Below are 26,501 nucleotides of genomic sequence, written 5' to 3'. Positions count from 1 at the left end.
TACTCGAGAACTATTCGGGTGTCACGCCCCGACTAGGTCCTCGTAGGGCTGCGACCCCGCCACGAGCTGCCGGTGTAGGTGTCAAAGTGAAGGAGATTCGACGGGTTTCCCGTCCAAAGAGCTACTGCTCAGTGGAACGACCTGATCTCGTGGCCGGACAAGTCCTCGACGGCTACGCTTGCGACCCGTCCCAGGGATACTCAACTGTCGAGCAATTCGAACAGACCGGTGCGGCCGTGTACGGAGCAAACTTCTGCTCCTCAACCGACGCTCAGAGCACCGAGAAGTGGTACTGCAGGCCGTCGTACGCCCATTTTCCCGCACCATCCCCGGCGAAACACCAGGTGAGCGTGTTTTGAAATCAAAAAGCCTGTCGGAGGTGCGCACTACAGTTCTTGCCATGGCAGAACGGCAGCTCGGTGAGGTCCTGGACGCAGATTCAGTTGCCCTGGTGAGTGGTGCGGTGGTGTTTCCGGACCTGTCGGCCGAGGTGGCTGCGCGTATCGAACGGTCGATGGCGTCGGCGCGGTCTGCCGCAACCCGCCGCGCCTACGATTCGGCGTGGCGGCGATTCGAGACCTGGTGCACTGCCGCCGGGCACATCTCGTTGCCGGCGCACCCTGCGACCGTGGCTGCGTATCTCGTTGACGCGGCGGACTCGCTGACCGTCGACGGAGTCCGGGCGTATGCACCGTCGACCTTCGGCAAATGGGTCGCTGCGATCACCGACCGTCACCGCGGGCTCGGCCACGACACCCCGTGTGGCCACGAGATGGTGCGCGCCACCCTCGCCGGTATCCGCCGAGACTACGCCGCCGCGGGGGAGCGCCCCCGCAATCCCCGCGCCCCACTCCTGACGTCCGATATCACTGCCATCGTTGACGTAGCACGTGCCGGTGTCACCGGCTGGGCCAGTGAAGTGCTCGAACGCCGCGACACCGCACTACTGCTGATGGGGTACTCCGGGGCATTTCGGCGCAGCGAACTCGTGGACCTCGAATGTCGTGATGTGCGCCGCGATCGCCTCGACGGTGCGCATGTCCGCCTGCGGCACTCGAAGACCGACCAGGACGGAACCGGAACGGTGAAGGCGCTGCCGTTCACCGACCGGCACGAATCATGCCCGGTCTGCGCGTGGGTTCGCTGGCTGCAGATCGTTGCTGCATTCGATACCGGTGGCAGAACCGCGATCATTCGTTTGCTTTCCCGCGCAGCGAAGTTCGACTCCCATCTCTGCCACAGCACCCTGCCCACCGCTGACACGCGGTCGGCGCTGTTCCGGTCGATCCGCAAGAACGGCAACCTATCCCAGACCGCACTGTCGGGTGCGGCAGTGCACGCCGCGATCCGCCGCCGCGCCGGCCGCGCCGGCTACGACGCAGACCTTCTCGCCCAGCTGGGCGGACATTCACTGCGTGCCGGATTCGTCACTCAAGCGTTCCGTAACGGTGCCGACGCACACGCGATCATGCGACAGACCGGACACAGAAGCCCGGGAATGGTCGAAATCTATGCCCGCGAGAACGCGCCTCTGGTCGGCAACGCCGTGAACGATCTCGGCTTGTGACCCTCATGCACGGCACCGACACCTCGACGAGCGGCGACAACACCGACCTTGTCCGAACAACTCCAGTATCGAACGACACTGTCCCGGAACGGGGTCGACACACGTGGTCGCTGTTCGCGGACTGGTGCACCGCTCATGATCAGTCGGCGTTGCCGGTCTCACCGGAGTTGTTCGTTCGGTTCCTCCGAGCCAACCCTGCCGCGCCGGCAACGCAACGTCGTCGCATCGCCGTCATCGACGCTGTTCATCGAGACCGCGCCCTGCCCCCGCCGGGTCGCGGTCAGAGCGTGCGAGCGGCTCTGGACGCGCTGCGTGCAGCGCGTTTGCGCGACACCGCAACTCGGATCGGCGGCATCGTCACGCGCCTCCCCGGAACAGGGTGGCCGGCGGCGTTGTTCGCTCGCCGAGATGCACTGGTCCTCACTCTTGCCGCGGCCGGGCTGCCATACACCGAGATCGCGGCACTGCGAATAAGAGATGTCGCCGTCGAACCCGAATTCGATGCCCTCACAATCGAAACGGGCACCGGTGTACATGCCGTCACTTCGTTGGAGCTCGTGAGGGCGGGCGCATCACCGAGAAAGGTGTACAGGCGCTGGTACGAGGTCCTGGCCCACGGCGAGCGGCACCCCAGCACACGCATGCTCGCCGACGCCATCGAGCACGTCGACGGAACCGAACTCGCCGACTCCGTTACTCATCTCGACCCAGGCAGCGAACGGCCGTTGTTGACCACGATCGACCGGTGGGGCCATACCCCGCTGGTCGCAACCCCTCTCACCTCCCGGGGAATAGCCGATATCGTTCGAGCACACCTCGGGGGACGCGCTCCCACGCACATACCGCCCCCCGTCCGAGAGACGAACCCAAAGCGTGTCTTTACGCTCGAGCCTGCATCGGCGGTCTCGCTCGACCCTGGTTACTACGAACGCGGCACACTCGCACGAAGGCACTCCCACGCGCTCCTCGACGACGTCGATTCGGTTCTTGCCGATGTCGAAAACCGCGCAGACCGACTGCTCAGGGAACTTCTCGAGTTCTTAGATGCGGAAATGCCGGAGTGCGAGCAATAGTCTTCAGCGCGCGACGATCCCAGGTGTCACCCCGCAGGAGCGACCCCTGTTGTGAGTGAGTCAGCGAACATTGCACCGAACGACGACCGGGTCTGTGTCGAAAGTTCGCACGCGGGCTTCACGGTCTCTTGGTACGGGGTGGTCGTGTCGCTGGACCTCGTCTCGCGGTGCGCTTCCGATCCACTGCATCGATGTCTGCGTTGATGGTTCGGCGACGTTTCCTGAGGGTCAGTGCCGACAGCGGCAAGCGCGGTGAGAAGTACCAACACGAAGGGGATGTCGAGACTGGTCAGTGCGTCGATGGTCACGATCGCTCCTGCAGCGACACACACGAAAAGCAGGCGTGCACCGTCCACGCAAGCGCATCCCGATCGTGTGCGGCGGCTGGTTCCGGCACTGGCGATCCTCGCCGCTGGGGTTGACCCCAGTCGCGCTCTCGTCGTCTCGCAGGTCGTGTTGTCCTTCGGTATTCCGATCGCGCTGATTCCGTTGGTGCGGTTCACCTCTGACCGCATGTTGATGGGCAGCGATGTCAAATTACCGGATCACTCGATATGCAGCCCGGTTCATCGCGGGAATCGTCGTCGCACTCAGCATTGCACTGATCCATCTAACCGTCGTCTGATTGTGCGCGGGTGAACGTCTCCTGCTTGCCTCTGTGTTCCAGGACCGATTACCGCTCGCGATGGTGGTGGTGTGCGTGGGAAATCGGAATCAGTGGGTTCTTCCGCCGCTCAGGGGGAGTCCGTCCTCGAAAGAAAGAAGACTTAGTGCGGGCCACCAGATTTGCAAGCAACGCAATCGATGCCCCCAGTTTGGATGACGACGAAGCCGCCCACCACCTTCAAGACATCAACCCGCGTGCGGATCGTAGACGGCGGTGACAGTCGATGCCGGCCGGCCCGTTCCATGCTTGGGGTCGAGACGTGATTGCCTCCGGGGCGTTGCCTCAGTCTGGATGGTGCAAGTCTGCCCACTAACTACGCACATTGTTCGGCATCGATCGCATGATCGAGCAGGACGCGAGAGGCTGCCTCACACTGAGTAGCTCTCTCACAGGTCGTACACTACGGCGTCGCCGATGACGCGGATGGCGACCCTGTCGCCGGGCGTCAGAGCCGTGGCGCCGAAGCGGCGCACGGTGACCCGCTGGGCCATAGCGGTGTCCGCGGTGTCGAGGCGGATCCCGAGCAGCATCTCCGACCCGAAGTACTCCACGTCGACGACGGCCCCCGATGCACCCGCGCCGTCGGTGGTCACCTCGATTTGCTCCGGCCGCAACATGATTCGGGCTGCACCTTCGATGGCGTTCGGGGAAGGGGCGACGGCGACGTCGCCGAGGGCGCAGCGGGCACGGCCGTTCTCGATGTGGGCCGTCAAGATCACGGCGTCACCGATGAATTCCGCGGTGGTGACGTCCACAGGGCGGGAATAGATTTCACGAGGTGTACCGATCTGTGCGAGCCTGCCCGAGCTCATCACCGCAACCCGGTCGGCGAACGACAGGGCCTCGGGTTGATCGTGGGTGACGAGGATGGTGGTGATCCCAGCCTTGGCGAGGACGTCGGCGACGATCCGTCGAGTGTTCGCCCGCAAGCCGGCATCGAGTGCCGAGAACGGTTCGTCGAGCAGCATCAATTCAGGTTCACGCGCCAGCGCCCGCGCGAGCGCGACCCGTTGCTGCTGGCCGCCGGAGAGCTGGTCGGGTCGACGTGAGGCGTAGGACGAATCCAGCGACACCATCTCGAGCAGTTCGGTGATCTTCGAGACGGTGCGGGCACGGCGTGGCAGGCCGAACCCGATGTTCGCGCCGACCGTGGCGTGTGGGAACAGTGCCCCGTCCTGGGCGACGTACCCCACCGACCTTCGGTGCGCAGGCGTCCAGCCGGATCCCGCGACGACCTTCCCGGTCAGTGCGACAGTGCCTGCGTCGGGTTTGTCGAAACCCGCGATCAGACGCAGCAGCGTCGTCTTACCGCAACCGGACGGTCCGACGATGGCTGTGGTCGACCCGGCATCGACAGCGAACTCAACACGACGTAGCACCGTCACAGGACCGAACGACTTGTCCAGCCCATCCACCTCCACCGCGTATGTCATAGTCCTGCCGCCTTTTTCGACTGGGAGAAGAGAACGTAGGTCATGGGCAGAGACAGCACGATCATGATCAACGCGTACGGAGCAGCCCCCGAGTAGTCGATCTCGCTGCTCAGCGACCAGAACTGCATCGACAGAGTGCGGGTTCCGGTCGGTGCCAGCAGCAATGTCGCGGTCAACTCGTTCACGATCCCCAAGAACACCAACGCACCGCCCGCTGCGGTGGCCGGCGCAGCCAATCTGAGAGTCACCCGAAAGAAACTCGACAGCGGTGACAGACCCAGCGACCGAGCCGCCTCGTCCAACCCGACGGGCGCCTGCGCGAGCCCCGCCCGCAGGTTGACCAATGCGCGTGGCAGGAAGAGCAATGCGTAGGCCGCGATCACGACGACAACTGTTTGATACAGCGGATTTGCGTACCGAATGGCGACGGTGACGAACGCCAACGCAACCACGATGCCGGGCAACGAACTCGAGATGTAGGTACCGCCCTCGAGGACACGGCTGAACCGTCCGCGGTGGCGAATCGAGATCCACGCGACCGGGAACGCGAGTGCACACGTCATGACCGCACCGGCAATTCCGAACCCGAGCGTCTGCAGCAGCGCGGACGAGATTTCGTCCCACTCCCACACCGCGCTGCCGCCGACGACAAGCCACCGCAGAACACTGGCGATCGGGACTCCGAGAGACAGTGCGATCAACATCCCCAGGAAGACGAGCGCGATCGGCGAATACTGCCAACCGAGTTCTGCAGGCACGGCCGGGCGGGCTGCACCCGAGCCGATGCGGGCATACCTGGCACTGCCACGCACAACCGCTTCGATCACCAACAATGTGAGGCACAGCAATACCAGCACCCCGGCGAGCATGGTCGCCGCCGCTCCGTTGAACGTCGATTGATACTGCTCGAAAATCGCTGTAGTGAATGTGTCGAAGCGGATGAAGACGAAGGCACCGTATTCGGCGAGTAGGTGCAACGCGACCAGAAGCGCGCCGCCGGCGATTGCCAGCCGCAGCTGCGGCACCACGACGCGAAAGAACACTGCCCACGGTCCGATTCCGAGTCCTCGCGCCGATTCCTCGACCGCGGGGTCGAGCCTGCGTAGCGTCGCGGCCACGGGAATGTAGACGAGAGGAAAATACGAGAGCGTTGCGATCAGAACGCCGCCGCGCAGCCCGCCGAGGGAAGGGATCGCCGTCACCCACGAGTAGCCGTTCACGAACGCCGGGACAGCCAGCGGCGCGGCAAGCAATACCGCCCACACCTTCGCTCCGAATACTCGTGTGCGCTCGACCAACCAAGCAGCCGCGACGCCGATTGCGACACAGATGGGCACCGTGATCACTACCAACATCACGGTGTTGGCCAACAATTCGCGGACCCGCGATCGGAACAGCAGCGCCGACGCGGTGGCCCAGCCGGTGTCCACGCTCTCCACGATCACGTACCCGAGCGGGATGAGCGAGATCGCCACGACAATCACTGCGGTGACAGCCAGAGGCAAGGGCATACGCGACCGGCCTGCTGGGCACCGCAGCGTGTGGGCCGGCCCCCGTTGTTCTCGACCGTTCGTCGTTGGAATCAGAGCAAACCGGCTTCGGTCATGAGCTCGGTGACCTTCGGGCTGTTGAGCTTCGCCGGGTCCACCTGCGGGGCCTGCAGTTCGGTCAAGGGGACCAGATCCGCGTTGGCCGCCACTTCGCTGCCCACCGAGTACTCGAACGACATCCCGTCCCGCAGAACTTCCTGACCCTTCGGTCCGGTGACGAACGCCAGGAACTGCTGCGCTGCATCCTGTTTCGCGCTGGACTGCAGGACGCCGCCGCCGGAGACGCTGACAAATGCGCCGGGGTCTTCGTTCTTGAAGTAGTGCAGGGCGACGTTACTGCTGTTCTCTCCGGTCTTGGCCTGATCGCCGAACCAGTAGTAGTGGTAGATCACGCCGCCCGGGATTTCTCCGGCGTTGACGGCTTTCATCACCGTGCCGTTACCGTTGTAGGCGCGGACGTTGTTCTTCATCCCCTCCAACCAGGTGCGTGTAGCGTCCTCGCCTTTCAACTCGAGCAGCGCACTGACGATGGCTTGGAAATCGGCTCCCGACGGCGATGCTGCCCAGCGGTCCTTCCAGGCGGGGTCCTGCAGGTCCAGGAGTGAGGCCGGGAGCTGATCGGGGGTCAGCATGTCCGTGTTGTAGGCGAACACGGTCGAGCGGGCGGCGATACCCGTCCACTTGCCGTTCGACGGGCGGTATTGGCTCGGAACCTGGGCCAGCACGGCCTGGTCGACGTCGGTGAACAGACCCGCGTTCTCGACGAGCGTCATCGCCGGAGAGTTCTCCGTGAGGAACACATCCGCTGGCGATCGGTCACCCTCCGCTACGAGTTGGTTGCCGAGTTCGGTATCGCTCCCTTGGCGCAGGTCGACCTCGATGCCGGTCTCCGAGGTGAACGCGTCGGCCCATTCTTTCGTCAGCGACTCGTGTTGGGCGTTGTAGACGGTGATCCGGTTGTCCCCGCCCGGGTCGGACTCAGCGCTCGAACACCCCGACACCGTCAACAGTGCCGCGGTCGCCAGTGCGAGGCCCGCCATCAGTTCGATCCGCTTGCTCATCGTCCGTCCTTCGCATTTACCGGACCACCTCCGGTCGTCCCCGCCGCCATGGTACTTAGAGGATTGGCAAACCTAATGCCCGGCCCTGTCCCGCTCCACGGTAGACGGGCGAGCACGAAGGTCGCGGCCTGCCAGTAGACAACCCCCACGACGATCGACAGGGCGAATGCTGTCCAGGGATGGTCGTCGCGCAGCGGTAGATAGACCTGAAAATGGGTCAGGTAGATGTAGAGTGACGCGCTTGCCAACACCCCCGCAACCCGGCCCACAACTGCGGGACATGGGACGGATGTGAGCCACACCAGCAGGCAAAGTCCGACAATCACGATGACTTCTCGCTGGATGTCGCCGAAGAAGAACCCGGGAATCGATAGCACGATTGCCGCGGTGACCCCCACTCGATGCCACACGGTCTGCGCCCGGGCGGCGGCCCAGCCGAGGGCGAACAACCAGAAGACAACCGCCGCGGTCAGAATGCGATTGCGGCTGTCGTCGATCTCGATCAATCCGTAACGGGTAACCAGGCCCAATGCCACCAACCCCATAGGAAACCAGAACGGGTGACTGCGTTCGAGACGTGCGACCGCCGGAACATAGAGCACAGCGGCGGCTACGAGGACGATGTACACAATCGCCTCGACGAACCAGTATCGCCATTCGACAGACCAACCGTCCGGGCCGAAGATTCCGTTGAGCAGCAATGCACTGGTGATGCGGTAGTCCCCGGTCAGAGCGATGATGGCCCCGATCCACACCATGCTGGGGATGGCGATCCGAGCGACGCTGCGCACAGCATTGCGTGCGCGGGCGGTGCGATCGACCGCGCCGAGGTGGAAGCGGGCGAAGTTGTAGCCGGCGATTCCGAGAAGCACGTGCGCCCCGCCGAGCACCGAAAACAGGTGTATGTGCGAGCCGGTGATCAGCACGATCGCAAGGGCGCGCAGCACAACGTTGGTCTCCACCCGTCGCCAGCCGCGGCGCAGGTGCGGTGCCTGAACGAAGTCCACGACTCGGGTGTTGTGCCAGTCCGCCGGGAGGTGACCGAGCAGCTCCTCCAGCCGAATGGACATCCGCACATACGACAAAGAGTCACCGCCCAAGCTCACGAACGTGCTGTCGTCGTCGACCCTTGCGTGATGCAGGACCTCGGCATACATCGCTTTGACATCGGTGGTCTCGGGCTTTGTCGTCGTCGAGGTGGGCTGAACAGGGCCGGGCTTGCCTGCGAATTCCGCGACCGCTCGCGCATCGGGTTTGCCGGTGGAGGTGCGCGGCAGCTCATCGACGACACACACCCGAACTGCTGTTGCGGGAAGGCCGCTGAACTGTGCTGTCAAGCGTCGCACGTCGGCGACGTCAGCGTTCTCCGCGACGACGACGAGTTCGTCCGTGCCGTCGGTGCAGCACACGGTCAATCCCAGGTGTGCGAGCGCGGACTCGACGCGGTGCAGATCGATACGTAGACCGAACACTTTCGCGAAACGGCTGCGTCGGCCGACCACTTCGTACAGTCCATCGGCCGTTCGCCGGGCCAGGTCGCCTGTTCGCAGCTCGCCGGCGAGCGTGTCACCCAGGCGCAAGTCGCCGGGGTCGTGTGCGTAGCCGAGCATGACGTTCGGCCCCGAATAGACGAGCTCACCCGTCCCGTCCGGGGCATCCGCGACCGGATCGAGCCGAAAGGACCCGTCGGGAATCGGCCGTCCGATGGAATGCGGATGAGCGGCGGCAAGATCCGGTGGCAGATACGCCATTCGGGCGGTCGCCTCCGTTTGCCCGTACATGACGAACAAGTCCCATCCCTGGCGTCGGCCCAGCTCGGCATACGTGCGGACGCGATCGGGCGACAGCTTTCCGCCGGCCTGCGTGACGTACCGCAGGTCGTGAAGATTCAGCTGTTCGAACCCGATACGGTCGAGCAGATCGAAGGTGTACGGCACACCCGCGAAGGTGGAGGCGCGGTGGGTGCGCGCAAGGTCCCACAGTCGAGTATCTGTGACCGAAGAGTTGGTCAGAATCAAGGCGGCACCGCGCAGGAGGTGGCTGTGGACGACCGAAAGCCCATAGCAGTAGTGCATGGGTAGCGTGGTCACGGCACGGTCGGTGGGGCGGATGCCCAGGTATTCGGCAATCGACTCGGCGTTGGCCTGCACGTTGTCGTGCGAGAGACGGACGAGTTTGGGTGATCCGGTCGAACCCGAGGTGCTCAGCAGCAACGCGAGATCAGGGTGCAGCTCATGTCTGGATTGTCGATCGAGTTCTTCGACGACTGTGTTGCCGTCGAGGGTGCGCACCACCACATCGGGCCGATATGTGTCGATGAGCCCGTCGAGATGGTCGGGATTGTCGTCCGAGGCCAGCAGTACGGGGTGTCCTGCACGCAGCGCCGCGAGGTAGGTGACGACGACCTCGACCTTGTTGGTGCCGGCGATCAGTACCAGACGACGGCCACGTCCAAGTCTGGCCGCCTGCCGGTCGATGCGCTCGTCCAGGTCGCGGTAGGTGATCGTCTCGTTCACCGATATCAGACCCGGTGCGTCACCGAATCTGCCCAAATCGTGCGCTAAGCGCACACTGGGGCGTTTCGGGCGGTTGAAGTCTCTGGGCACCGAGCGAGTCTATAAGGGCTGCCGAACCTAACCTTCCGGCGACGAATACGACTCCGCGCCCGCGCGGACGAGCGTGGCTCGTCTGTCCACACACCGCTCGGACACAGATGATCGGGGTCAGCGACGCCTACTCGGCGGTCGATTCGGCAAGTCCGGTCCGATTGTCGCACCGTGGTCGATCTGATGATCGCCGACGGATCGACCGAGTATCGATGCGCCGCCCTTTGCTCACCCTCACGCTTCGATCGATGGCATGGAGGTGACGCCACCGGGCGGTGGCGGGAACCGATCTGAGTCGGGCCGTAGCGGTTCCGCAGGCTGCGCGCGAGCGGGTGTCGGTCATGACGCGGCGGCGATCAGCCGGGCGAGAACTCCGGATTCGAGGAGGATGAAGAGACCCAAGCCGATGAACACCGCTGGGACGAGCCAGTGCTCGACCCGTTCGAGAGTGTCGACGACCTTCCTGCGAGTGCCCAGCAGCCTGCCGGCGTAGCACCAGATCCCGACGCAGATCAGGAACACGGCGATGGTGACTGCGGTCTGTGGTGGACCGAGCGTCCGAAAGACCGGGGTGTAGACGGCGATGTTGTCGGCACCGTTGGCGATGGTGATGGCAGCAACGCCTGCCATTCCGGTGGCAGCGACCGGGGGTTCGTCCTCGTCGTCGCTGCGCAGCCAGCGGATCAGCGTCCAGAGCCCCAGCGACAGGGGCAGCACACCGAGTAGCCCGACCCATTCTTGCGGCACGATCACCAGTCCCAGAGCGGCGACGACGCTGGTCGCGACGAGGGTGATCAGGCCGAGGTACTGGCCGGTGACGATCTGCCACGCCCGCGGCCTACCCTGGCTGGCGGAGGCGACGAACAGCACCGTCAGCACGACGATGTCGTCGATGTTGGTGCCGGCGAACATCGCCACTGCCGCGGCGATGGTGGTGATCACTGCCGCACCGGGCGTCGGTGAGGATGTAACCGGACGCCCCCGGTGCCGCACGCGACCGTCATGGAGGTCGATCGGATTCGAGGTCGGGGAGCAGTCATACGGATCGTTGCTCCGTGCCCGTGGGATCGACGCGGGTTCGGCCCTCCCGGAGCGACGCGAGGACGACCAGGACTACGCCGCATGTGAGGTAGGTGTCGGCGAGGTTGAAGGTGGGCCACCATCCGGTGTGGAAGTAGTCCGTCACGCGGCCGTCGGCAGCGCGGTCGATGACGTTGGCGGCCGCTCCGGCGACGACCGCCGACAGCCCCACCGTCCCGGTCAGTGAGCCGACGGGGACGGTGCGCCACGCGTACACGGCGATGGCGAGAGTGATGATGGCGGTGACCGCGATGATGACCCCTGGCGGCAGCCCGTTCCCGACGCTGAAGGCGACACCGCTGTTGTAGGCAAGCCTGAGTTGCAGCAACCCCAGTTCGATGACGCGGCCGTCGGAGAGTGCGCGGCGGGCGACGGGGTCGGCCGCGAGTGCCGCCGCGACGAGGACGGCGACGACGATCGCCAGGGTCCACCGGGATCGAGTCGCCGAGCGTCCCCCGGTCGAGACACCCGGCATCGGGCCCGAAGTGGGGTCTGGGCTCATGTCCAGGCCTCGGCTGCTGCCGGGGCAGGTGCGGGCACCGCTGCGGCGGACAGGGGGTGGGTGCGGCCGGCGCGGACTCCGTTGGCGATGACCACGATCTCGGCGAGTTCGTGCACCAGCACCACCGCGGCCAGGCCGAGGATTCCGAACAGGGCGAGCGGCATCAGCACGGTGATGATCGCCAGCGACAGCCCGACGTTCTGCAGCATGATGCGTCGGGATCGGCGCGCGTGGGCCAGGGCGTGCGGCAGGTGCCGCAGGTCCTCACCCATCAGGGCGACGTCGGCGGTCTCGATGGCCACGTCGGTGCCCATGGCGCCCATGGCGATACCGAGGTCGGCGGTGGCCAGTGCGGGGGCGTCGTTGACGCCGTCGCCGACCATCGCGGTCGACCGGCGGCCCTTCAGGTCGCCGATGATGCGTGCTTTGTCCTCCGGTCGCAGATCCGCGTGGACCTCCTCGATGCCGACGTCGGCGGCCAGTGCGCGGGCGGTGCGTTCGTTGTCCCCGGTGAGCATCGCGACGTGGTACCCGTCGCGGCGGAGACCGGCGACGACTTCCGCGGCTTCGGGTCGCAGTTCGTCGCGGACCGCTATCGCGCCGAGGGTGCGGCCGTCCTGTTCGACGAGGACGGCGGTGGCTCCGGCGTGCTGCATCCGTTCCACGTCCGCGGCCAGCGGGCCGGGGTCGATCCACCCTGGTCGGCCGAGGCGGACGTCGTCGCCGCAGAGGCGGCCGGTGAGGCCGGCTCCGGTGACTGCGACGACGTCGTCGGCGGGTGTGTGGTCGTCGACGGCGGCGAGGATCGCCGCGGCCAGGGGGTGCTCGCTGCGCACTTCCAGCGCTGCGGCCACGGCGAGGACCTGTTCGCGGGTCGCACCGTCCGCGGTGGCGACGTCGATGACGACCGGCTTGTTGCGGGTCAGGGTGCCGGTCTTGTCGAGCGCGATCACGCGGATGCGGCCCAGCGCCTCAAGAGCTGAGCCTCCCTTGACCAGGACGCCGAGTTTGCTGGCGGCGCCGATCGCCGCGACGACGGTGACCGGGACGGCGATGGCCAGTGCGCACGGTGAGGCGGCGACGAGGACGACCAGTGCGCGTTCGATCCATACCCGTGGTTCGCCGAGCAGGCTGCCCACGGCGGCGATGAGGGCGGCGGCGACCATGATTGCCGGCACCAGGGGCCTGGCGATCGTGTCGGCCAACCGCTGAGCCTCACCCTTGCGGGACTGCTCGGCCTCGACGATCCGGACGATCTTGGCCAGCGAGTTGTCCTCGGCACGTGCGGAGACCTCCACCTCGAGAACGCCGGTTCCGTTGATCGCCCCGGCATACACGTCGTCGCCGGGCCCGGCCTCGACGGGCACCGATTCGCCGGTGATCGCCGAGGTGTCGAGCGCGGTGGTGCCGCGGCGGATGGTGCCGTCGGTGGCGATGCGCTCGCCGGGCTTGACGATCATCATCTCCCCGAGCATCAACTCGGTCGGCGACACCGCCTGCTCGAGGCCGTCTCGTCGGACTGTGGCGGTGTCGGGAACCAGGGACAACAGTGCCCGTAGACCTCGCCGTGTGCGGGCGACCGCGTACTCCTCGAGGCCCTCGCTGATCGCGAACAAGAACGCGAGCATCGCGGCCTCGCCGACCTCACCAAGGATCACGGCACCGACCGCCGCGATGGTCATCAGGGTGCCGACACCGATCTTGCCGCGCGCGAGCCGCCGAAGGGTCGACGGGACGAAGGTGTAGCCGGCGACGATCAACGCGAGTGATTCGAGCACCAGGGTCAGCCGATCAGGGCCGCCGATCCAGTCAATGATCAGCCCTGCCGCCAGCAGTGCACCGGCCACCGCGGCAGCTCGGATCTCGGTGATCTGCCACAGCTTGTCGGGTTCGTGCTCCTCGTCGCCGTCCAGGCGGGGTTCGTCGTGGCCGCAGCCGCATGCGTCGCTCATCCGGTCACCGCCGACCCGGCGGGCGCGGTGCCGTAAACCGGGCAGAGTGCCACCGCGTTCCCCGTGACGGCGAGGAGGGTCTCGGCCGAAGCGAGCAGGTCCAACAGTTCCGGCCGGACGAGGGAGTAGAACACCTGCCGGCCCTGGGGGCGACCGACGACCAATCCGCAGTCCCGCAGGCACGCCATGTGCGCCGATACCGTCGACTGTGCCAGCCCCAGCTCGCTCACCAGGTCCGCTACACGCACCTCCCTGCTGGCGAGACGGCGAACGATAGCCAACCGTGTCGCATCGGAAAGGCTGTGGAACAACGACACTGCCGCATCGAAAGTCGACGTGGAACCGCCGGGCAGGCGGCCATCCTTATTGATCGTCATGCAACGATGATAGCATCTAAGCCCGGTATGATCGCTATGCGTGAATGCTCGGCCCCGGTCTCGTCGGCACGAGTCCGATCCTCGTCGTGCCGTACTGAGACAGGACGACGGCACGACGAAGAACACCTCCGTGGTGTGGGACCCGGTCACCGGACCTGCGGACGCACGCGACAAACCGCAGTTGCTCCGTACGGCGCGGTCGAGATCGCCGACTTCCCGATCGCGGTGGCACCTGCTACGAAGGCGCTTTCGATTCCCTACTCGCCGAATCCGTCCGAGACGGCGAGGAGGCCGAGGTCAACCAGCTGCATTGCGGGTCGAACGGCGCGCCGACGCGTCGGGAGTGTCGTCGAGACGATCGAACGCACCGGTCATTGCGGCATGCAGCTCGGTGAGCTGCGCGATCGACTCCTCCTCCCGGGTGATGTGCTCGCGCAGTGTTGGCCGCAGCCCGGTCTTCACAGCGGCGCAGGAGTCGTTCTCCCATGCGCGCAGCATCGTCTTGATCTGTGGCAGCGTCAGTTTCGAGCTTTTCGCGGCGGTGATGAACGCCAACCGTTGCTGTGCTCGTTTGTCGTAGACGCGGTACCCGTTCGGGGCTCGGTCCGCCGGCAGCAGCCCCTCGCTTTCGTGGAAGCGCAGCGTCGTCGCCGGCACCCCGTCGCCGAGGAGAGTTACGAGATCAGATCAGCAGGGCTTCGGCAAGCCTGGTCTTCGTCCGTACGCAATCGTCAAAGACTGCGCTCGCCCTGTCGATTCGTTCTGTACGACGCCGCGCGAGAGGCTCGCCCGGCAAGCTTCCCCCGACTTTCGGGAAGTCGGGGGAAGTATCCTATCGCAGGTCGTCAGCCGGTCAGCAACACATCATTGCGGCGCACATGTCCCCACACATGCCGGTGGCCATCATGATCTGGCAATCCCACCACGTCTGCAGGTTGGTCATCAGTTCGGTCATCGGAATCTCCCTCAATTCTGGTCCCGAGGAGACGGGACATCACGACCATATACTGAGTACGTACATAGATAGTAGATGTCGTGTTACCGACGACCCTAGGATCAGGAGACGACAGGGCAGGAGGCGATAGGTGCGGGTGAACGGATTCGGTGAACTCGAGGCGGTAGTGATGGATCGCCTGTGGGCCCGCGGTGCGCGAAGCACCGTGCGGGAGTTGTTCGACGAATTGGCCGAGCAGCGGGTGATTGCCTACACCACGGTGATGTCGACGATGGACAACCTGCACCGTAAGGGCTGGTTGGAGCGCACCCGTAGGGGCAAGGCGTTCGACTACTGGCCGACGTTGTCTCGCGAGGAGCACAGTGCCCGGCTGATGCGTCACGCGTTCGCTGCGGGCGGCAAGTCGGACCTGGTGCTCACCCATTTCGTCGAGCAGATGAGCGACGAAGAGTCGGAGCGTGTGCGAAGAGCGTTGCGCAGACTGACCGACCCCGGCCAGTCGCGATGACTCTGACTCTGTGCCTGCTGCTCTACGGGCTCGTGGTCTCGGTAGCCGGTCCGCCTGTGCTCGCGCGACTGACCCGCCGGGGCATCGCTCCGCAGCTCGGGATAGCTGCCTGGAGTGCAGCAATGGCGGTGGTGATCCTGACCTGGACCGGCGCGGCGATCATGCTCGTCACCGAAGCGGTGCATTGGAACAGAGACGCTCACTGGGTGTCAGCGTGCGTCGTCGAGGTGCTCCGGTCGATCGACGGCCGTGCCGCAGCACTGCTTCAGGGAACACTGATAGCAGTCTCCGCGGTCGCTGCGGCGGCGCTTCCGTTGGTGGTGTGGAGGGCTGGGCGGGGCATGCTGCGGATGCGAACGCACACGCTTCGCCACGCCCGGACGGCGAGGGTGATCGGCCAACGCCTGCCCGGTACCGACGCGGTGGTCGTCGACACCGCGGATCGGCTCGCCTACTGCGTTGCTGGCCGTCCGAAGACCATCGTGATCACTACTGGTGCCCTGGATGCACTCGTCCCGGATCAGTTAGGCGCCGTCTTGGCGCACGAACGTGCTCACCTAATCGGTCGCCATCACCTGCTGCTCGCCTCTGTTCGCGGACTCGCCGCGGCAGCTCCATGGATGCGGTTGTTCCGCGACGGGGCGACCGAGATCGCCCTGCTGCTCGAGATGTGCGCGGACGACAGCGCTGCCCGCTCCCATGGTCGGCGGGCGCTACTCGGTGGTCTGCTCGCCCTCACTGGTTCGTCCGTCGCTCCCGCGGGTGCCCTCGGCGCGAGCGGAGGCGACGTGCTCGCTCGTGCTCATCGCCTCACCGTCGCTGTGTCCACCCCCGTGCACGCGCGGGCCCGCACCCAACTGTCCTTGATCGTCCTCTCGATCACCGCGAGTCCGATCGTGTTCGGTGCCCTCGCCGCTGCGGGTGTGATCATGTGTGGTCCGATGGGCTCTTGAGTGGTCCTGCCAAGAGCGGGTCGATCGGTCAGTGGTGACGGCAGTCGCCGCGCCGAGCCAATTTCAATCGTGCGCCCTCGTCCGTCGAGCGACGGGTAGAACTGTCCCTCGGGTGCGGGGGCGTCGTTATGCAAGGCGATCAGGTTGCCGTCGGTGTCGACGGTTGCGAACTGCGTCGATCCCTGGTCCGTCGAGACGGGACGGCCCGCATCTGCGGGATGAAGAACGCCCGCACGGGACATCTCGTCGGATCGACGACCGCCGGATTCAGCGACGTCCGCGACTCCGCACTCAAAAAGGGATGCGGGCCCCCGAGCACGGCTGTATCACCTTCATTGTTCGGTGTCACCGAAGGCATTAACAGCACGCCGAACACCGTCAGTGCTTTCAGCAAACCGGCCTCCGGAGCTGTGCCCCGTCGACCATGCCGATCAGCTGACTGTATGTCACCGACGATACCAATGAGTACCCCCTGGGGTATCCCGATTCGGGTGTCAGCCGAGGATGGCTTCCCGGAGCTGAGCCATGCTCGGCGCACCCGCCGGCCCGTCACCTGTCATGTACACACGGCAGGCCAGACCGACTGCGGCGGATGTGTCGCCCATGACGTCGACGCCGTCGACGAGAACGGTCGGAGAGCCACGAAAACGCACCTGTTCGGCCATGTCCACCGTGTCCACGCGTTGATAGACGAGCACGGCGTCCGAGTGTTCCGCGGCGAGGAGCTGCAACCGTTCAGCAGTGACCGTCCAGTTCGGGCAACCGTCGAAATACTGCAGGGTGATCTCCATCCACCCACGGTATATCCGTGCTGAAGTTGGCAGCGCACAGGTCGTAGAATTCGATTACGCGGAAGGAGACGGAGTGCCGAACTTCTCCCGTCACTCTCGACGGAAAGGGCTTGCTCATGAATCTGTCCAGTGAGAGTGACGGCACCTCGGCCTGTTCCTGCTGTGGTCGCGATTTCCCGACCGTGAAGTTGCACTCCCTGGCAGGGGGAGCTGCCTATATCTGCCGACGTTGCGGACTGTGGGTTGCGATCCGTCGACGCTAGAGAGAACAGCGTGGGTGTACCGCTCTTCAGTAGGCTGCCTGCACCGATACGTCGTCTCGGCCATGGCGTACCGCCGTACGCAACCGGCGCGCGTCGCCCGTGCGGCTCGATCCGGCCCGTACCAAAGCCCGGGTCGGCGGCGTCCACCGCCGCGACCTTTCGCGGCCATGTCGCGCAGATTCTGCGATTGGTTCCCGTCGACCACGTGAAGAGGCTGTTGCTGCGCCTCGTCCAGCGTCACTCGTACACAGATCGGGTTGTCGGACATGTGCAATGCGTTCACCGACTCGTCGATCGACCCACCGAGCGCGATGGCCAACGCGTAGCGATGCGGGCGAACCACCCGCGGTTGTCCACAGCGGGAGACCCAGAATCTGCCGTATCCGTCGTCGGCAATGGCTCCGATCCGGATCGCACACGGGGACCGATGCGGCCGTGCACGACGTAGCTGCGAAACCGAGCTCGCTCGTCGGCGTCGCCGACTATTGACGGTTTCGGCACCGACCTCCCAACCCACCTAGCAACTACCGGCATCGCTGACGCCTTGGCGAAGAGATCAGGGCCAAGCGAGAGATGGTGTGTATCGAACATCCTCTCCACACGCTCAAACCGATTGATTCACGTTGCGACAGTGTTTCTGTTGGTCGAGTCCGCCGGTGGAGCAGAACGATCTCGGGAGCGCGGACCCGTAGGTTTTCGCTGGCCGGGAATAGACCTATCCCCATAGGGATCGTCGCTCGGTGTGAGTGAAGGTGAAGATGCTTGCAAGCAGGCTGATGGCTGCGGTAACCAGGAGTACTTGAGGTCCGGTGATCGCGGCACCGATCAGAGCCCCGGCTGCGCCTCCGGCTGCGAAGGACCCGAGAAGCATTGCATAGCAAAGCCAGTCGAGGTAAGTACCGCCGCCCAGTAGGTGTCTTTCGATCCCTTGGCCCAGTTTGACGACGGTGCCGGTGACGTAGCTCAGGGGGATGTAGGTTTCTTCTCGTTTCGTGAATGCTGTGTTGAGCGCGCCGAGAGCGAACGCAACCAACAGAATGGGATAGAAATTTACGTCGTCGGACGCCCAGCCGGATATCCCGATATCGATGAGCCCTGCCGCGGCGAGGGCGATGGTCGTGACAACTGTTGCTCCGTGTGGGTGATTGGACCAGTATCGGCGGCGGCAGATCGACGCGATCACCACTCCCGCCAGAAAGGCACCCATCAAAGCCAGCGCCGCCCACGGCGATGCGCCGGGTGCAACGGGCTTACCTTCCGGACTGCCGAAATGCCCGATGACGGCGCGTTCGGTGTTGCCGGTCATGAACGTCACGAAATACCCCGCCGAATGCAGAAATGCGACAGCACCCACCATTCCGGCCAGCGCGGACAGTATCCACGACAGTCGCGCCTCCGCGCCGACGGCTGTTTCGCGGCTGAGTGCCACAGAAGATGTCATGCAACCAAGTCTCCCGGCCGTGTACGGAGCCGCAAGTCGATGAGGTGCAGCTCACTCGGCGGTTCTTCGGTGTTCGTATTCCCTTCGGAAGCAATCGAACTCCCACCTGCACCTCGTCTGCCGACCTCGGTGACAAGCCCACCCAGCGGTGTAATTTGCGTGCTCAAGTAGCACGAACTCGCGGCCCATCCGCGCGTGGTCAGTTCCATCCCTGTGGATCGGTGGGCGGCACAGTGTCCGGATATCAGCCGATGAGTCGGAAGGCTTCCGTCCCGCCGAGATGTGGGAACGCTGGCGTACTGTCCTGCGGTTCTATCGCTACCCCTCGACGCTACTACTCACCGAGCACGTACCGGGGGAGACTTTTCCCGGTATGTGCAGGTGGCCGGTGCGTCCAGGCCCCGTCGCCGTTCCGATCGACCGGTGGGGTCGTGCCGTTTCCCGCCGACCCGATGCCCCAGGTAGCGGTCGGGGCGGTCATCGCTGCTCACCGCTCCGGGCGACTGCCCCGGCGCGATCCACGCCCGCCCCTGTCGTGGCGACGCGGTCGTGGCGAGCGGGAAACTGACGTCACCGGCACACCACCGCACCCGGTGTCAGCTGCACCAGGCTCGGACTACTAGCTAATCGGTGTCGATGCCCGCCGCCGTGCCCACGCCGCTCTGGCCGATGTGCCTGACCTCGTCGATGATCTCGAGTATCGGATCGAGACTCTGATGCACCGCACCCTGGAACTACTAGACATCGAGCCGGACGCCGAAGCGTCCGTCGAATGGGTCGGCGAACAGTGACCGACACGGACGATCCGCCAACGCCAACGCCAACGCCAACGCCGAAGTCCGTGCGCCGACGTCACGGTTTGTCGGTGCCGGGTCGTCCCGCCGCGGGGCCTCGCTTCTTGATCGAGCGCGTGCGATCGACTGCTTCGATGTCCGCATTGATGGTTCGGCGGAGCTTCCTCAGGGTCAGTGCCGACAGCGGCAGGCTTGCTGCAAGTGCGCCAAGCAGTACCAACACGAAGGAAATGTCAAGGCTCGTCAGTGCGTCGACGGCCAAAAGCACTCCTGCGGCGACACACACGAAGAGCAGGCGTGCACCGTTGTAGGCCAGCACATGAAGGGCAAGCTGCCCGCGAGCAGTTGAGGGTGCGCGGAACACCGGCATCGGCCGTCCTGTCGTGCGTAGGGGCTTCCTGGGACCTTGATTCAAATACTATGGTGCATAGTATTTGATGGAGGAGCAATATGAACAGCAGCAGAAACCCCGCCCGAGGCCGACGGAGCTCGACTCGGCGATCACGCCCAGCCGGAGTGCCCGGGGGCGTGCGCGCTCCCTGGGCGGTGATAGGCGCGGGTGTCGTCATCGTCGTGCTCGTCGGTGCGATCGGATACAACCTGGCCCCCCGCGTCCTCGAACGCAATCAGGCCGAGCGGTTCGCGCCGACCGCCGACGACCCGGACCCCTCCCGCGGCATCGACGGCGTCGTCGAGGTCGAGTATCCGGCCGCGCGGCACGTCGAACCAGCTCAGAGAGTTGCCTACGATCAGAGTCCGCCGTTCGGCGGCCCTCACGACCAGACCTGGGCGACGTGTACCGGAGTGGTGTACCCCGTCCCGCTACGCAGCGAGAACGCGGTTCATTCGCTCGAACACGGGGCGGTGTGGGTGACGTACGACCCGAACCGGGTCTCCTCCGACGAGGTCGGTTCACTCGCCGGGCGGGTCGAGGGCGAGCCCTACACGATGATGTCGCCCTACCCGGGCCTGACGGCACCGATCACGCTGCAGTCGTGGGGCCATCGACTCGAGCTCGACAATGCCTCCGACCGGCGCATCACTCAGTTCGTCGCTGCTCTGCGACAGAACCCCTCGACCCACCCCGAGAGCGGAGCCAGTTGCTCGACCATTCCCGGCGCGTTCGATCCCGACAACCCGCCGCCGTTCGACGCCAGCGAGCCAGGACCGGACGCGGTGCCCCTCGAGGAAGACCCGGCCCTCGACAGTGCGCCAGCGCCGATGGGGGAGGGGAGTCGATGACCGTGCACGGCCAGGCCGACGATGCCCAGATCGACGATGCACAGAACGACAGTGCACAGAATGACGCCGCGGAAACGGGACCCAGATCCAGGCCCAGGGCACTGCTCATCGGCTTGGCGGTGACAGCTCTCGTCCTGTCCGGCGTCCTCATCGGCGTACTGCTCACACCGGACAGCGCACGAGTGGCCGTACCGGCATCGAATTCGGTGGATGTGGGTTTCGCGCAGGACATGTCGGTCCATCACAACCAGGCGATCGAGATGTCGGCGATGGCGTTGGGACGCTCGACGGATCCGGTCATCCGGACCCTCGCCTTCGACGTGTTGACCTCGCAGCAGAGCCAAGTCGGCACGATGCAAGGCTGGTTGACACTGTGGGACAGGCCATATCTGCCCGACGGCCCGACGATGACGTGGATGACCGGGGCCAGCTCGACAGGGGGTCACCCGATGGACATGAGCGCGTCCGCGAACGACAGCGGACAGGACGCGACGTCGATGCCCGGCATGGCCAGTACCGCCGAGCTGACGGCACTTCGCCGGATGAACGCCGAAGAATTCGACGGCCGGTATCTACAACTGCTCCGCCGCCACCATCGTGGGGGAATCCCGATGGCAGAGCAGGGAGCAGCGAACGCGACAGTTCCCGCTGTCGCCGCGCTCGCGGGCTCGATCGCCTCCGCGCAAACCGCCGAGGTCGGTCAGATCGATGTCCTGCTGAGCGCACACGGGGTCTCACCGTTGCCGGAGAGCTGACGCCGATATCTAAATACTATGTTGCATAGTAATAACGATTGGGATGACCCCCATGACCGGCATCGGCACGCATGAAAAGGCGTCGAATCGTCGAGTTACTGTGCAAAGCACTCACTTTCGACGCCGAATCGATAGGCGAAACAGCGACGAATGCAGTCGAGAGTGTGACAGAAGGGGCTTGTGGTGTCGATGGGATCACGCAACACTGACCCACGGCCGACACGGCATCCACTGCGATCGTGACCGGCATTCAACGAGAAGGGTGGGGTGACCACGTGAACAACGCGGGAAAGACGACGCCGAGCGGCGGGCGACGTCGCGCATGCCGAGGTGCGCGGACATACGTGATCGTCGGTGCCGCACTCGGTGCGGTGTTCCTGCACGCCCCGGTAGCCGAAGCGAATCCGGGTCAACCGGCCGTGGAGTCCGGGGACGAGGTCGAAGGTCAGCAGACCGCCGACGCCGTCAGCCGGTTGATCCGCCTGGCCGATCGGGCCGCGACAATCGGTACCGATCCGATCGCGGTGGCAGACCTCGCAGCCTTCGCATCCTCGACGTGGGCCGCCGCCCAGGCCGGCGGCGTCATCGCGGACACCGCCGGCCCGGTGTCCGCGTCGGCAGGATGCATCGTCGACGCCATCGCCCGTGGAGTCTCGAATGCCCCGGCGCAGTCCCTGTCCTGCCTGGCCCCGTTGGCGACTCTCGACCCACTCCTGGCCCTTCGTATCGCCGCATCGCTCCAGGTCGACGCCCTCGACCCCGCAGTCCCGCATGACGGCGACCGAGGTGGGGAACAGGATCCGGTGACGGGCAACACCGGCCGCGATTCGCCCGTGCCCGGCACCACCGACACCCCTCCCGCATCCGAGACGACCGCGCCCGAAGATTCTGTTCCTGATGCAGCACAGCAGCGCGGTTCCACGTCCGGTGGCTCGGCCACCTCCCGAGGTACTGCGTCTGCTGTCGCACCCAGCAGCGGACTGGTCACCTCGAATTTCGGCACCCGAAGCGGGACACAACACGGCGGTGTCGACATCGCCGACTCACTGGGCTCACCGATCGTCGCCGCGGCCGATGGAACGGTCATCAGCGCCGGGCCCGCACAGGGCTTCGGGCTGTGGGTTCGGATCAGACACGACGATGGATCGATCACCACCTACGGGCACAACAACGGAAATTCGGTCACGGTGGGTCAGCGCGTCCGTAAGGGCGATCGGATTGCAGAGGTCGGGAACCGCGGTAACTCGACGGGTCCGCATCTGCATTTCGAGGCGACTTCTCCCGCGGGACAGAAGGTCGATCCGCAAGCCTGGCTCGGTGAGCGTGGAGCCAGAATCGGGGTGGGCACACGTGCGCGATGAATGCGCCCGATCAGGCCCTTGCCAGTAAGCGCGATCAGGCGATGAGCTCGCGGCAGTCCCCGAGCGCGGGACGGCCGCGACAGCTCAGGTCCGTTGACTGGTCTCGCTACCGATCTTTTTCAGAAAGTCGTTGTAGGCGTTGAGTTCGCTGTACCCGTCTTCTTCGGCGTGCCGGTCCGCGGCAGCCGATTCCTCCTTTTCGTCCCGGTTCCACCGAATGCAGAAGATGAGCACCACCAGCAGGGCCACCGGCTCACCGTAGGACCACGCAAGCGCCCCGGCGAGCTTCTGATCGGATACCGGATCGACACCCCACTGCGGGGGAGGGGAGGCGAACGTGGCGAGCATGGGGGTGCTCGACATCATCAGGATGACACCGAAGAACACATGCAACGGCATCTCGACGAACAGGTCGAACAACCGGCCCAGATTGCTCTGCCGAACGGGGAGGGGGCCGACGGCGAGCACAGGGATGATGAACAGCAGCCCGCTGGCGAAGAAGAAGATCTCCATCGATACGTGCCCGATGACTGTGATGGCGAGAACATCGAAGATCGACGACAGATACAGCCCGTAATAGCTGAAGAGGAACAACGGGATCGTCAGACCTGGATGTAGTGCGATGCGCCCGGCGCGGCTACGCAACCCCGTCAGCGCCGCGATCAGTACCCACCGCCCGGCTCCGTGATGAGCGGTGGCACGCAACAGAAGTCGTCCGGGCGAACCCACCACCAACAACGGTGGGATGGTCATCGACAACGTCAGATGCTGGAACATGAAGACGCTGAACAGGCTGTATCCGTAGCGTTCGACCTGCAGTCCGGTCACCAGGACCAGCGCCGCGCAGCCGAGCAGAAAACTCGCACTCCGCCACCGTGACCATGCGATACCCCGGCCGCGGATCCGGTAGAGCCCCCAGCAGTACAGTCCGGCCATGACGATGCCGGCGATCGGCAGGATCGGGAGCGGCGGAAGATCGAAGCTCAGCAACGCTGCCAGGGTCGGCGGGCCTTCCGGGGGAGTTACGGCGGCGATGTTCATCGGGCCCCTGTCATTGCTTGTCCTTGCCTCGGATCACCAACGTCAGGGCGATGGCAGCGAGACCGAGGACAGTCAGGCCCACGATGGAGAGCAGCATCATGGTGTTCTGTTTCGGTGGCCGGTCCTCGCTGGCGGACGGGTTGTTCGGATCGTAGGCCTGCGTCGGCGTGGTCGAGGGAGCCGGCGAGGTCGCACCGCCCTGCGATTGCTGTGCAGCAGCGTCCGGGCGGGTGGCGGTCTCCGCGACGTCGACCGAAAAGCCGTACGACCCGGTGATCGGGTGCCCGTCCGCGGAGGTGACGCGGTAGCCGACGGTGTACTGCCCGTTGGGTAGGCCGTCCTCGAGCAGGACCGATACGTCGGGGCCCTCGACCGTGGCCGTACCCTGCGTCCACTGAGTATCGCCAGGACCTACCACGCTGATGGTCGCGAACGATTCGTTGATGTCCTGATTGAACTTGAGGCCGACGCCGATCGGTGCGAACTCGAGCGTCACATCGGCCGGGGGGTCGGAGCTGACGAGTTCACTGTGCGCCGATGCCGGGGCCGCGGAGAACAGTGCTGTGCCGCACATGAGCACGGCGACCAGCATCCATCGTTTCACGTTCGGTTCTCCTCTGGTCGTACTGATTCTCCTTACTACTATGCGCACTAGTAGTAAGGGGGTGTGAGCCTACGGGGGTCGGTCGACCGTGTTACTTGTCGACGTCCGGCCGTTTCGATACGTCCGGTCCGGCAATCGCTTCGGTGATCACTTCCGAGGGCGCGATCGAATCCGAGTGCGGGCCACCGACGTGCTGCTCGGCGCGGATGCGTTCGACCATGTGCGGATAGTGCAGCTCGAACGCCGGCCGCTCGGAGCGGATCCGGGGCATCTCGATGAAATTGTGCCGCGGGGGTGGGCAACTGGTCGCCCACTCGAGGGAGTTACCGAAGCCCCAGGGGTCGTCGACGGTGACCACTTCGCCGTAGCGGTAGCTCTTGAACACGTTCCAGATGAACGGCAGCGTCGAGGCCCCGAGGACGAACGATCCCACGGTCGAGATCTGGTTGAGGGTGGTGAATCCGTCGGACGGGAGGTAGTCGGCGTAGCGGCGCGGCATTCCTTGGGCGCCGAGCCAGTGCTGGACGAGGAAGGTGGCGTGGAAGCCGAGGAACGTCAGCCAGAAGTGCCACTTGCCCAGTCGTTCGTCGAGCATGCGGCCGGTCATCTTGGGGAACCAGAAGTAGATGCCGGCGTAGGTCGCGAACACGACCGTTCCGAACACGACGTAGTGGAAGTGCGCGACGACGAAGTAGGTGTCGGTGACGTTGAAGTCGATGGGCGGGCTCGCCAGGAGCACTCCGGACAGTCCACCGAAGACGAACGTGATCAGGAATCCGATGGAGAAGAGCATGGGGGATTCGAGGGTGACCTGGCCGCGCCACATGGTGCCGATCCAGTTGAAGATCTTCACCCCGGTCGGCACGGCGATGAGGAAGGTCATGAACGAGAAGAACGGCAGCAGCACGGCACCGGTGGCGTACATGTGGTGCGCCCACACCGCGATGGACAGGGCGGCGATGCCGACGGTGGCGTAGATCAACCCCTTGTACCCGAAGATGGGTTTGCGGGAGAAGACCGGGAAGATCTCCGAGACGATTCCGAAGAACGGTAGCGCGATGATGTAGACCTCGGGGTGTCCGAAGAACCAGAACAGGTGCTGCCAGAGCAACGCTCCGCCGTTGGCGGGATCGAAGATGTGGGTGCCGAGTTTACGGTCGGCGAGCAGGCCCATCAGTGCTGCGGTCAGCAGTGGGAACGCCAGCAGGATCAAGATCGAGGTCACCAGGATGTTCCAGGTGAAGATCGGTAGCCGGAACATCGTCATTCCCGGTGCGCGCAGGCACACCACGGTGGTGACCATGTTGACCCCGCCCAGGATGGTGCCCAGGCCGGCGACGAGCAGGCCCACGATCCACAGGTCGGATCCGATACCGGGGGAGTAGACGGCGCTGCTCAACGGGGTGTACGCGGTCCAGCCGAAGTCTGCGGCACCGCCGGGGCTGATGAAACCTGCGGTGGTGACCAGTGCGCCGAACAGGTACAGCCAGTAGGAGAAGGCATTGAGCCGGGGGAAGGCGACATCGGGTGCGCCGATCTGCAGCGGCAGGATGTAGTTGCCGAAGCCGAAGACGATCGGGGTGGCGTAGAGCAGCAGCATGATCGTGCCGTGCATGGTGAAGAGCTGGTTGTACTGCTCGTTGGAGAGGAACTGCATTCCCGGGACCGCGAGCTCGGAGCGCATGATCAACGCCATCAGGCCACCGACGAGAAAGAACCCGAACGAGGTCACCAAGTACATCAGTCCGATGACCTTCGGATCGGTGGTGGTGACCATCGTGTGCAGGAACGACCCCTTGCGGGCCCCGCGGGGTGGATAGGGGCGAACCGCCGGCGCAGCCGGAGGAGATGTCAGCGCCGTCATGGAACCACCTTCGTGTCGCACGCGAATTACAGGACGCGTCCGCCAGTGTAACCCAAATACT

22 protein-coding genes and 1 pseudogene are annotated in these 26,501 nt (G+C 65.0%); 8 read left to right on the top strand and 15 right to left on the bottom strand.

Features of this window, described 5'->3' with window-relative positions:
* Positions 1-400 precede the first annotated feature (400 nt).
* The 3 genes and pseudogenes from J1M87_RS14030 (at position 401) to J1M87_RS14020 (ending at position 3,265) form a co-directional block, all read left to right on the top strand.
* On the top strand, positions 401-1,567 hold the full coding sequence (locus J1M87_RS14030) for a site-specific integrase (RefSeq protein WP_008720452.1): 1,167 nt from the start codon (positions 401-403) through the stop codon (positions 1,565-1,567).
* A 5-nt stretch (positions 1,568-1,572) separates the two neighbouring features.
* On the top strand, positions 1,573-2,640 hold the full coding sequence (locus J1M87_RS14025) for a hypothetical protein (protein WP_032373364.1): 1,068 nt from the start codon (positions 1,573-1,575) through the stop codon (positions 2,638-2,640).
* 276 nt (positions 2,641-2,916) lie between these two features.
* A pseudogene (locus J1M87_RS14020) lies at positions 2,917-3,265 on the top strand (divalent metal cation transporter).
* Positions 3,266-3,693: 428 nt separating this feature from the next.
* Here J1M87_RS14020 and J1M87_RS14015 read toward each other — a convergent pair.
* From J1M87_RS14015 to J1M87_RS13975, 9 genes are all read right to left on the bottom strand, one after another.
* Complete coding sequence (locus J1M87_RS14015) at positions 3,694-4,740, bottom strand: ABC transporter ATP-binding protein (protein WP_008720455.1); 1,047 nt, start codon at positions 4,738-4,740, stop codon at positions 3,694-3,696.
* Positions 4,737-6,251, bottom strand: coding sequence for an iron ABC transporter permease (locus tag J1M87_RS14010; protein WP_080733225.1), 1,515 nt, complete (start codon positions 6,249-6,251; stop codon positions 4,737-4,739). The genes J1M87_RS14015 and J1M87_RS14010 overlap by 4 nt, the downstream gene beginning before the upstream one ends.
* 71 nt (positions 6,252-6,322) lie before the next feature.
* Positions 6,323-7,351 carry an iron ABC transporter substrate-binding protein gene (locus J1M87_RS14005; protein WP_008720459.1) on the bottom strand — a complete coding sequence of 343 codons (1,029 nt, stop codon included), beginning with the start codon at positions 7,349-7,351 and terminating at the stop codon, positions 6,323-6,325.
* Positions 7,348-9,957 (bottom strand): AMP-binding protein, encoded by a 2,610-nt coding sequence (locus tag J1M87_RS14000; protein WP_237606109.1) that lies wholly within the window; start codon positions 9,955-9,957, stop codon positions 7,348-7,350. The genes J1M87_RS14005 and J1M87_RS14000 overlap by 4 nt, the downstream gene beginning before the upstream one ends.
* A gap of 339 nt (positions 9,958-10,296) precedes the next feature.
* Positions 10,297-10,899: a cadmium resistance transporter gene (locus J1M87_RS13995; RefSeq protein ID WP_008720461.1), complete on the bottom strand. Its 603-nt coding sequence runs from the start codon at positions 10,897-10,899 to the stop codon at positions 10,297-10,299.
* Positions 10,900-10,993: 94 nt separating this feature from the next.
* Complete coding sequence (locus J1M87_RS13990; protein ID WP_008720462.1) at positions 10,994-11,539, bottom strand: signal peptidase II; 546 nt, start codon at positions 11,537-11,539, stop codon at positions 10,994-10,996.
* The gene (locus tag J1M87_RS13985; protein ID WP_008720463.1) at positions 11,536-13,491 is read right to left on the bottom strand and encodes a cation-translocating P-type ATPase; all 1,956 of its coding nucleotides are present in this window, start codon (positions 13,489-13,491) and stop codon (positions 11,536-11,538) included. The genes J1M87_RS13990 and J1M87_RS13985 overlap by 4 nt, the downstream gene beginning before the upstream one ends.
* Positions 13,488-13,868 carry a helix-turn-helix transcriptional regulator gene (locus J1M87_RS13980; protein WP_008720464.1) on the bottom strand — a complete coding sequence of 127 codons (381 nt, stop codon included), beginning with the start codon at positions 13,866-13,868 and terminating at the stop codon, positions 13,488-13,490. Before J1M87_RS13980 ends, J1M87_RS13985 begins: the two co-directional genes overlap by 4 nt.
* A gap of 297 nt (positions 13,869-14,165) precedes the next feature.
* A complete protein-coding gene (locus J1M87_RS13975; RefSeq protein WP_008720465.1) occupies positions 14,166-14,525 on the bottom strand; it encodes a MerR family transcriptional regulator in 360 nt (119 codons plus the stop codon).
* Positions 14,526-14,953: 428 nt separating this feature from the next.
* On the opposite strand from J1M87_RS13975, the gene J1M87_RS13970 reads away from it, so the two are divergent.
* On the top strand, positions 14,954-15,331 hold the full coding sequence (locus J1M87_RS13970) for a BlaI/MecI/CopY family transcriptional regulator (RefSeq protein ID WP_008720466.1): 378 nt from the start codon (positions 14,954-14,956) through the stop codon (positions 15,329-15,331).
* A complete protein-coding gene (locus J1M87_RS13965) occupies positions 15,328-16,284 on the top strand; it encodes a M56 family metallopeptidase (RefSeq protein WP_008720467.1) in 957 nt (318 codons plus the stop codon). The genes J1M87_RS13970 and J1M87_RS13965 overlap by 4 nt, the downstream gene beginning before the upstream one ends.
* 494 nt (positions 16,285-16,778) lie before the next feature.
* Here J1M87_RS13965 and J1M87_RS13960 read toward each other — a convergent pair whose 3' ends face one another.
* The 3 genes from J1M87_RS13960 to J1M87_RS13950 form a co-directional block, all read right to left on the bottom strand.
* A complete protein-coding gene (locus tag J1M87_RS13960; protein ID WP_008720468.1) occupies positions 16,779-17,075 on the bottom strand; it encodes a hypothetical protein in 297 nt (98 codons plus the stop codon).
* A gap of 978 nt (positions 17,076-18,053) precedes the next feature.
* Positions 18,054-18,779 (bottom strand): YoaK family protein, encoded by a 726-nt coding sequence (locus J1M87_RS13955; protein ID WP_008720488.1) that lies wholly within the window; start codon positions 18,777-18,779, stop codon positions 18,054-18,056.
* An 852-nt stretch (positions 18,780-19,631) separates the two neighbouring features.
* Positions 19,632-19,943 (bottom strand): DUF4229 domain-containing protein, encoded by a 312-nt coding sequence (locus J1M87_RS13950; protein WP_008720486.1) that lies wholly within the window; start codon positions 19,941-19,943, stop codon positions 19,632-19,634.
* 80 nt (positions 19,944-20,023) lie between these two features.
* Between J1M87_RS13950 and J1M87_RS13945 the strand changes: the two genes are divergently transcribed.
* The 3 genes from J1M87_RS13945 (at position 20,024) to J1M87_RS13935 (ending at position 22,931) form a co-directional block, all read left to right on the top strand.
* Positions 20,024-20,815 (top strand): DUF3105 domain-containing protein, encoded by a 792-nt coding sequence (locus tag J1M87_RS13945; protein WP_032373348.1) that lies wholly within the window; start codon positions 20,024-20,026, stop codon positions 20,813-20,815.
* Positions 20,812-21,570: a DUF305 domain-containing protein gene (locus tag J1M87_RS13940; protein WP_008720482.1), complete on the top strand. Its 759-nt coding sequence runs from the start codon at positions 20,812-20,814 to the stop codon at positions 21,568-21,570. Before J1M87_RS13945 ends, J1M87_RS13940 begins: the two co-directional genes overlap by 4 nt.
* Positions 21,571-21,809: 239 nt before the next feature.
* Entirely contained in the window at positions 21,810-22,931 is a 1,122-nt protein-coding gene (locus tag J1M87_RS13935; RefSeq protein WP_230558228.1) for a M23 family metallopeptidase, read from the top strand.
* 84 nt (positions 22,932-23,015) lie between these two features.
* On the opposite strand, the gene J1M87_RS13930 is transcribed toward J1M87_RS13935, so the two are convergent.
* The 3 genes from J1M87_RS13930 to ctaD form a co-directional block, all read right to left on the bottom strand.
* A complete protein-coding gene (locus J1M87_RS13930; RefSeq protein ID WP_008720478.1) occupies positions 23,016-23,972 on the bottom strand; it encodes a cytochrome c oxidase assembly protein in 957 nt (318 codons plus the stop codon).
* 10 nt (positions 23,973-23,982) lie between these two features.
* A complete protein-coding gene (locus J1M87_RS13925) occupies positions 23,983-24,576 on the bottom strand; it encodes a copper resistance CopC family protein (protein WP_008720475.1) in 594 nt (197 codons plus the stop codon).
* 91 nt (positions 24,577-24,667) lie between these two features.
* Positions 24,668-26,440 (bottom strand): cytochrome c oxidase subunit I, encoded by a 1,773-nt coding sequence (gene ctaD / locus J1M87_RS13920; RefSeq protein WP_072692203.1) that lies wholly within the window; start codon positions 26,438-26,440, stop codon positions 24,668-24,670.
* Positions 26,441-26,501 lie beyond the last annotated feature (61 nt).

Source organism: Rhodococcus sp. KRD162, assembly GCF_017168335.1.
In the GTDB taxonomy this organism is placed as follows: domain Bacteria; phylum Actinomycetota; class Actinomycetes; order Mycobacteriales; family Mycobacteriaceae; genus Rhodococcoides.
This window is presented reverse-complemented; position numbering and strand designations above follow the sequence as displayed.

Excerpts from the sequence above, each read along its gene's own strand:
- J1M87_RS14030 (WP_008720452.1), top strand. The coding sequence starts at position 401 with ATGGCAGAACGGCAGCTCGGTGAGGTCCTGGACGCAGATTCAGTTGCC.
- J1M87_RS14025 (WP_032373364.1), top strand. The coding sequence starts at position 1,573 with ATGCACGGCACCGACACCTCGACGAGCGGCGACAACACCGACCTTGTC.
- J1M87_RS14015 (WP_008720455.1), bottom strand. The coding sequence starts at position 4,740 with ATGACATACGCGGTGGAGGTGGATGGGCTGGACAAGTCGTTCGGTCCT.
- J1M87_RS14010 (WP_080733225.1), bottom strand. The coding sequence starts at position 6,251 with ATGCCCTTGCCTCTGGCTGTCACCGCAGTGATTGTCGTGGCGATCTCG.
- J1M87_RS14005 (WP_008720459.1), bottom strand. The coding sequence starts at position 7,351 with ATGAGCAAGCGGATCGAACTGATGGCGGGCCTCGCACTGGCGACCGCG.
- J1M87_RS13990 (WP_008720462.1), bottom strand. The coding sequence starts at position 11,539 with ATGAGCCCAGACCCCACTTCGGGCCCGATGCCGGGTGTCTCGACCGGG.
- J1M87_RS13985 (WP_008720463.1), bottom strand. The coding sequence starts at position 13,491 with ATGAGCGACGCATGCGGCTGCGGCCACGACGAACCCCGCCTGGACGGC.
- J1M87_RS13980 (WP_008720464.1), bottom strand. The coding sequence starts at position 13,868 with ATGACGATCAATAAGGATGGCCGCCTGCCCGGCGGTTCCACGTCGACT.
- J1M87_RS13965 (WP_008720467.1), top strand. The coding sequence starts at position 15,328 with ATGACTCTGACTCTGTGCCTGCTGCTCTACGGGCTCGTGGTCTCGGTA.
- J1M87_RS13960 (WP_008720468.1), bottom strand. The coding sequence starts at position 17,075 with ATGGAGATCACCCTGCAGTATTTCGACGGTTGCCCGAACTGGACGGTC.
- J1M87_RS13955 (WP_008720488.1), bottom strand. The coding sequence starts at position 18,779 with ATGACATCTTCTGTGGCACTCAGCCGCGAAACAGCCGTCGGCGCGGAG.
- J1M87_RS13950 (WP_008720486.1), bottom strand. The coding sequence starts at position 19,943 with ATGCCGGTGTTCCGCGCACCCTCAACTGCTCGCGGGCAGCTTGCCCTT.
- J1M87_RS13945 (WP_032373348.1), top strand. The coding sequence starts at position 20,024 with ATGAACAGCAGCAGAAACCCCGCCCGAGGCCGACGGAGCTCGACTCGG.
- J1M87_RS13940 (WP_008720482.1), top strand. The coding sequence starts at position 20,812 with ATGACCGTGCACGGCCAGGCCGACGATGCCCAGATCGACGATGCACAG.
- J1M87_RS13930 (WP_008720478.1), bottom strand. The coding sequence starts at position 23,972 with ATGAACATCGCCGCCGTAACTCCCCCGGAAGGCCCGCCGACCCTGGCA.
- ctaD (WP_072692203.1), bottom strand. The coding sequence starts at position 26,440 with ATGACGGCGCTGACATCTCCTCCGGCTGCGCCGGCGGTTCGCCCCTAT.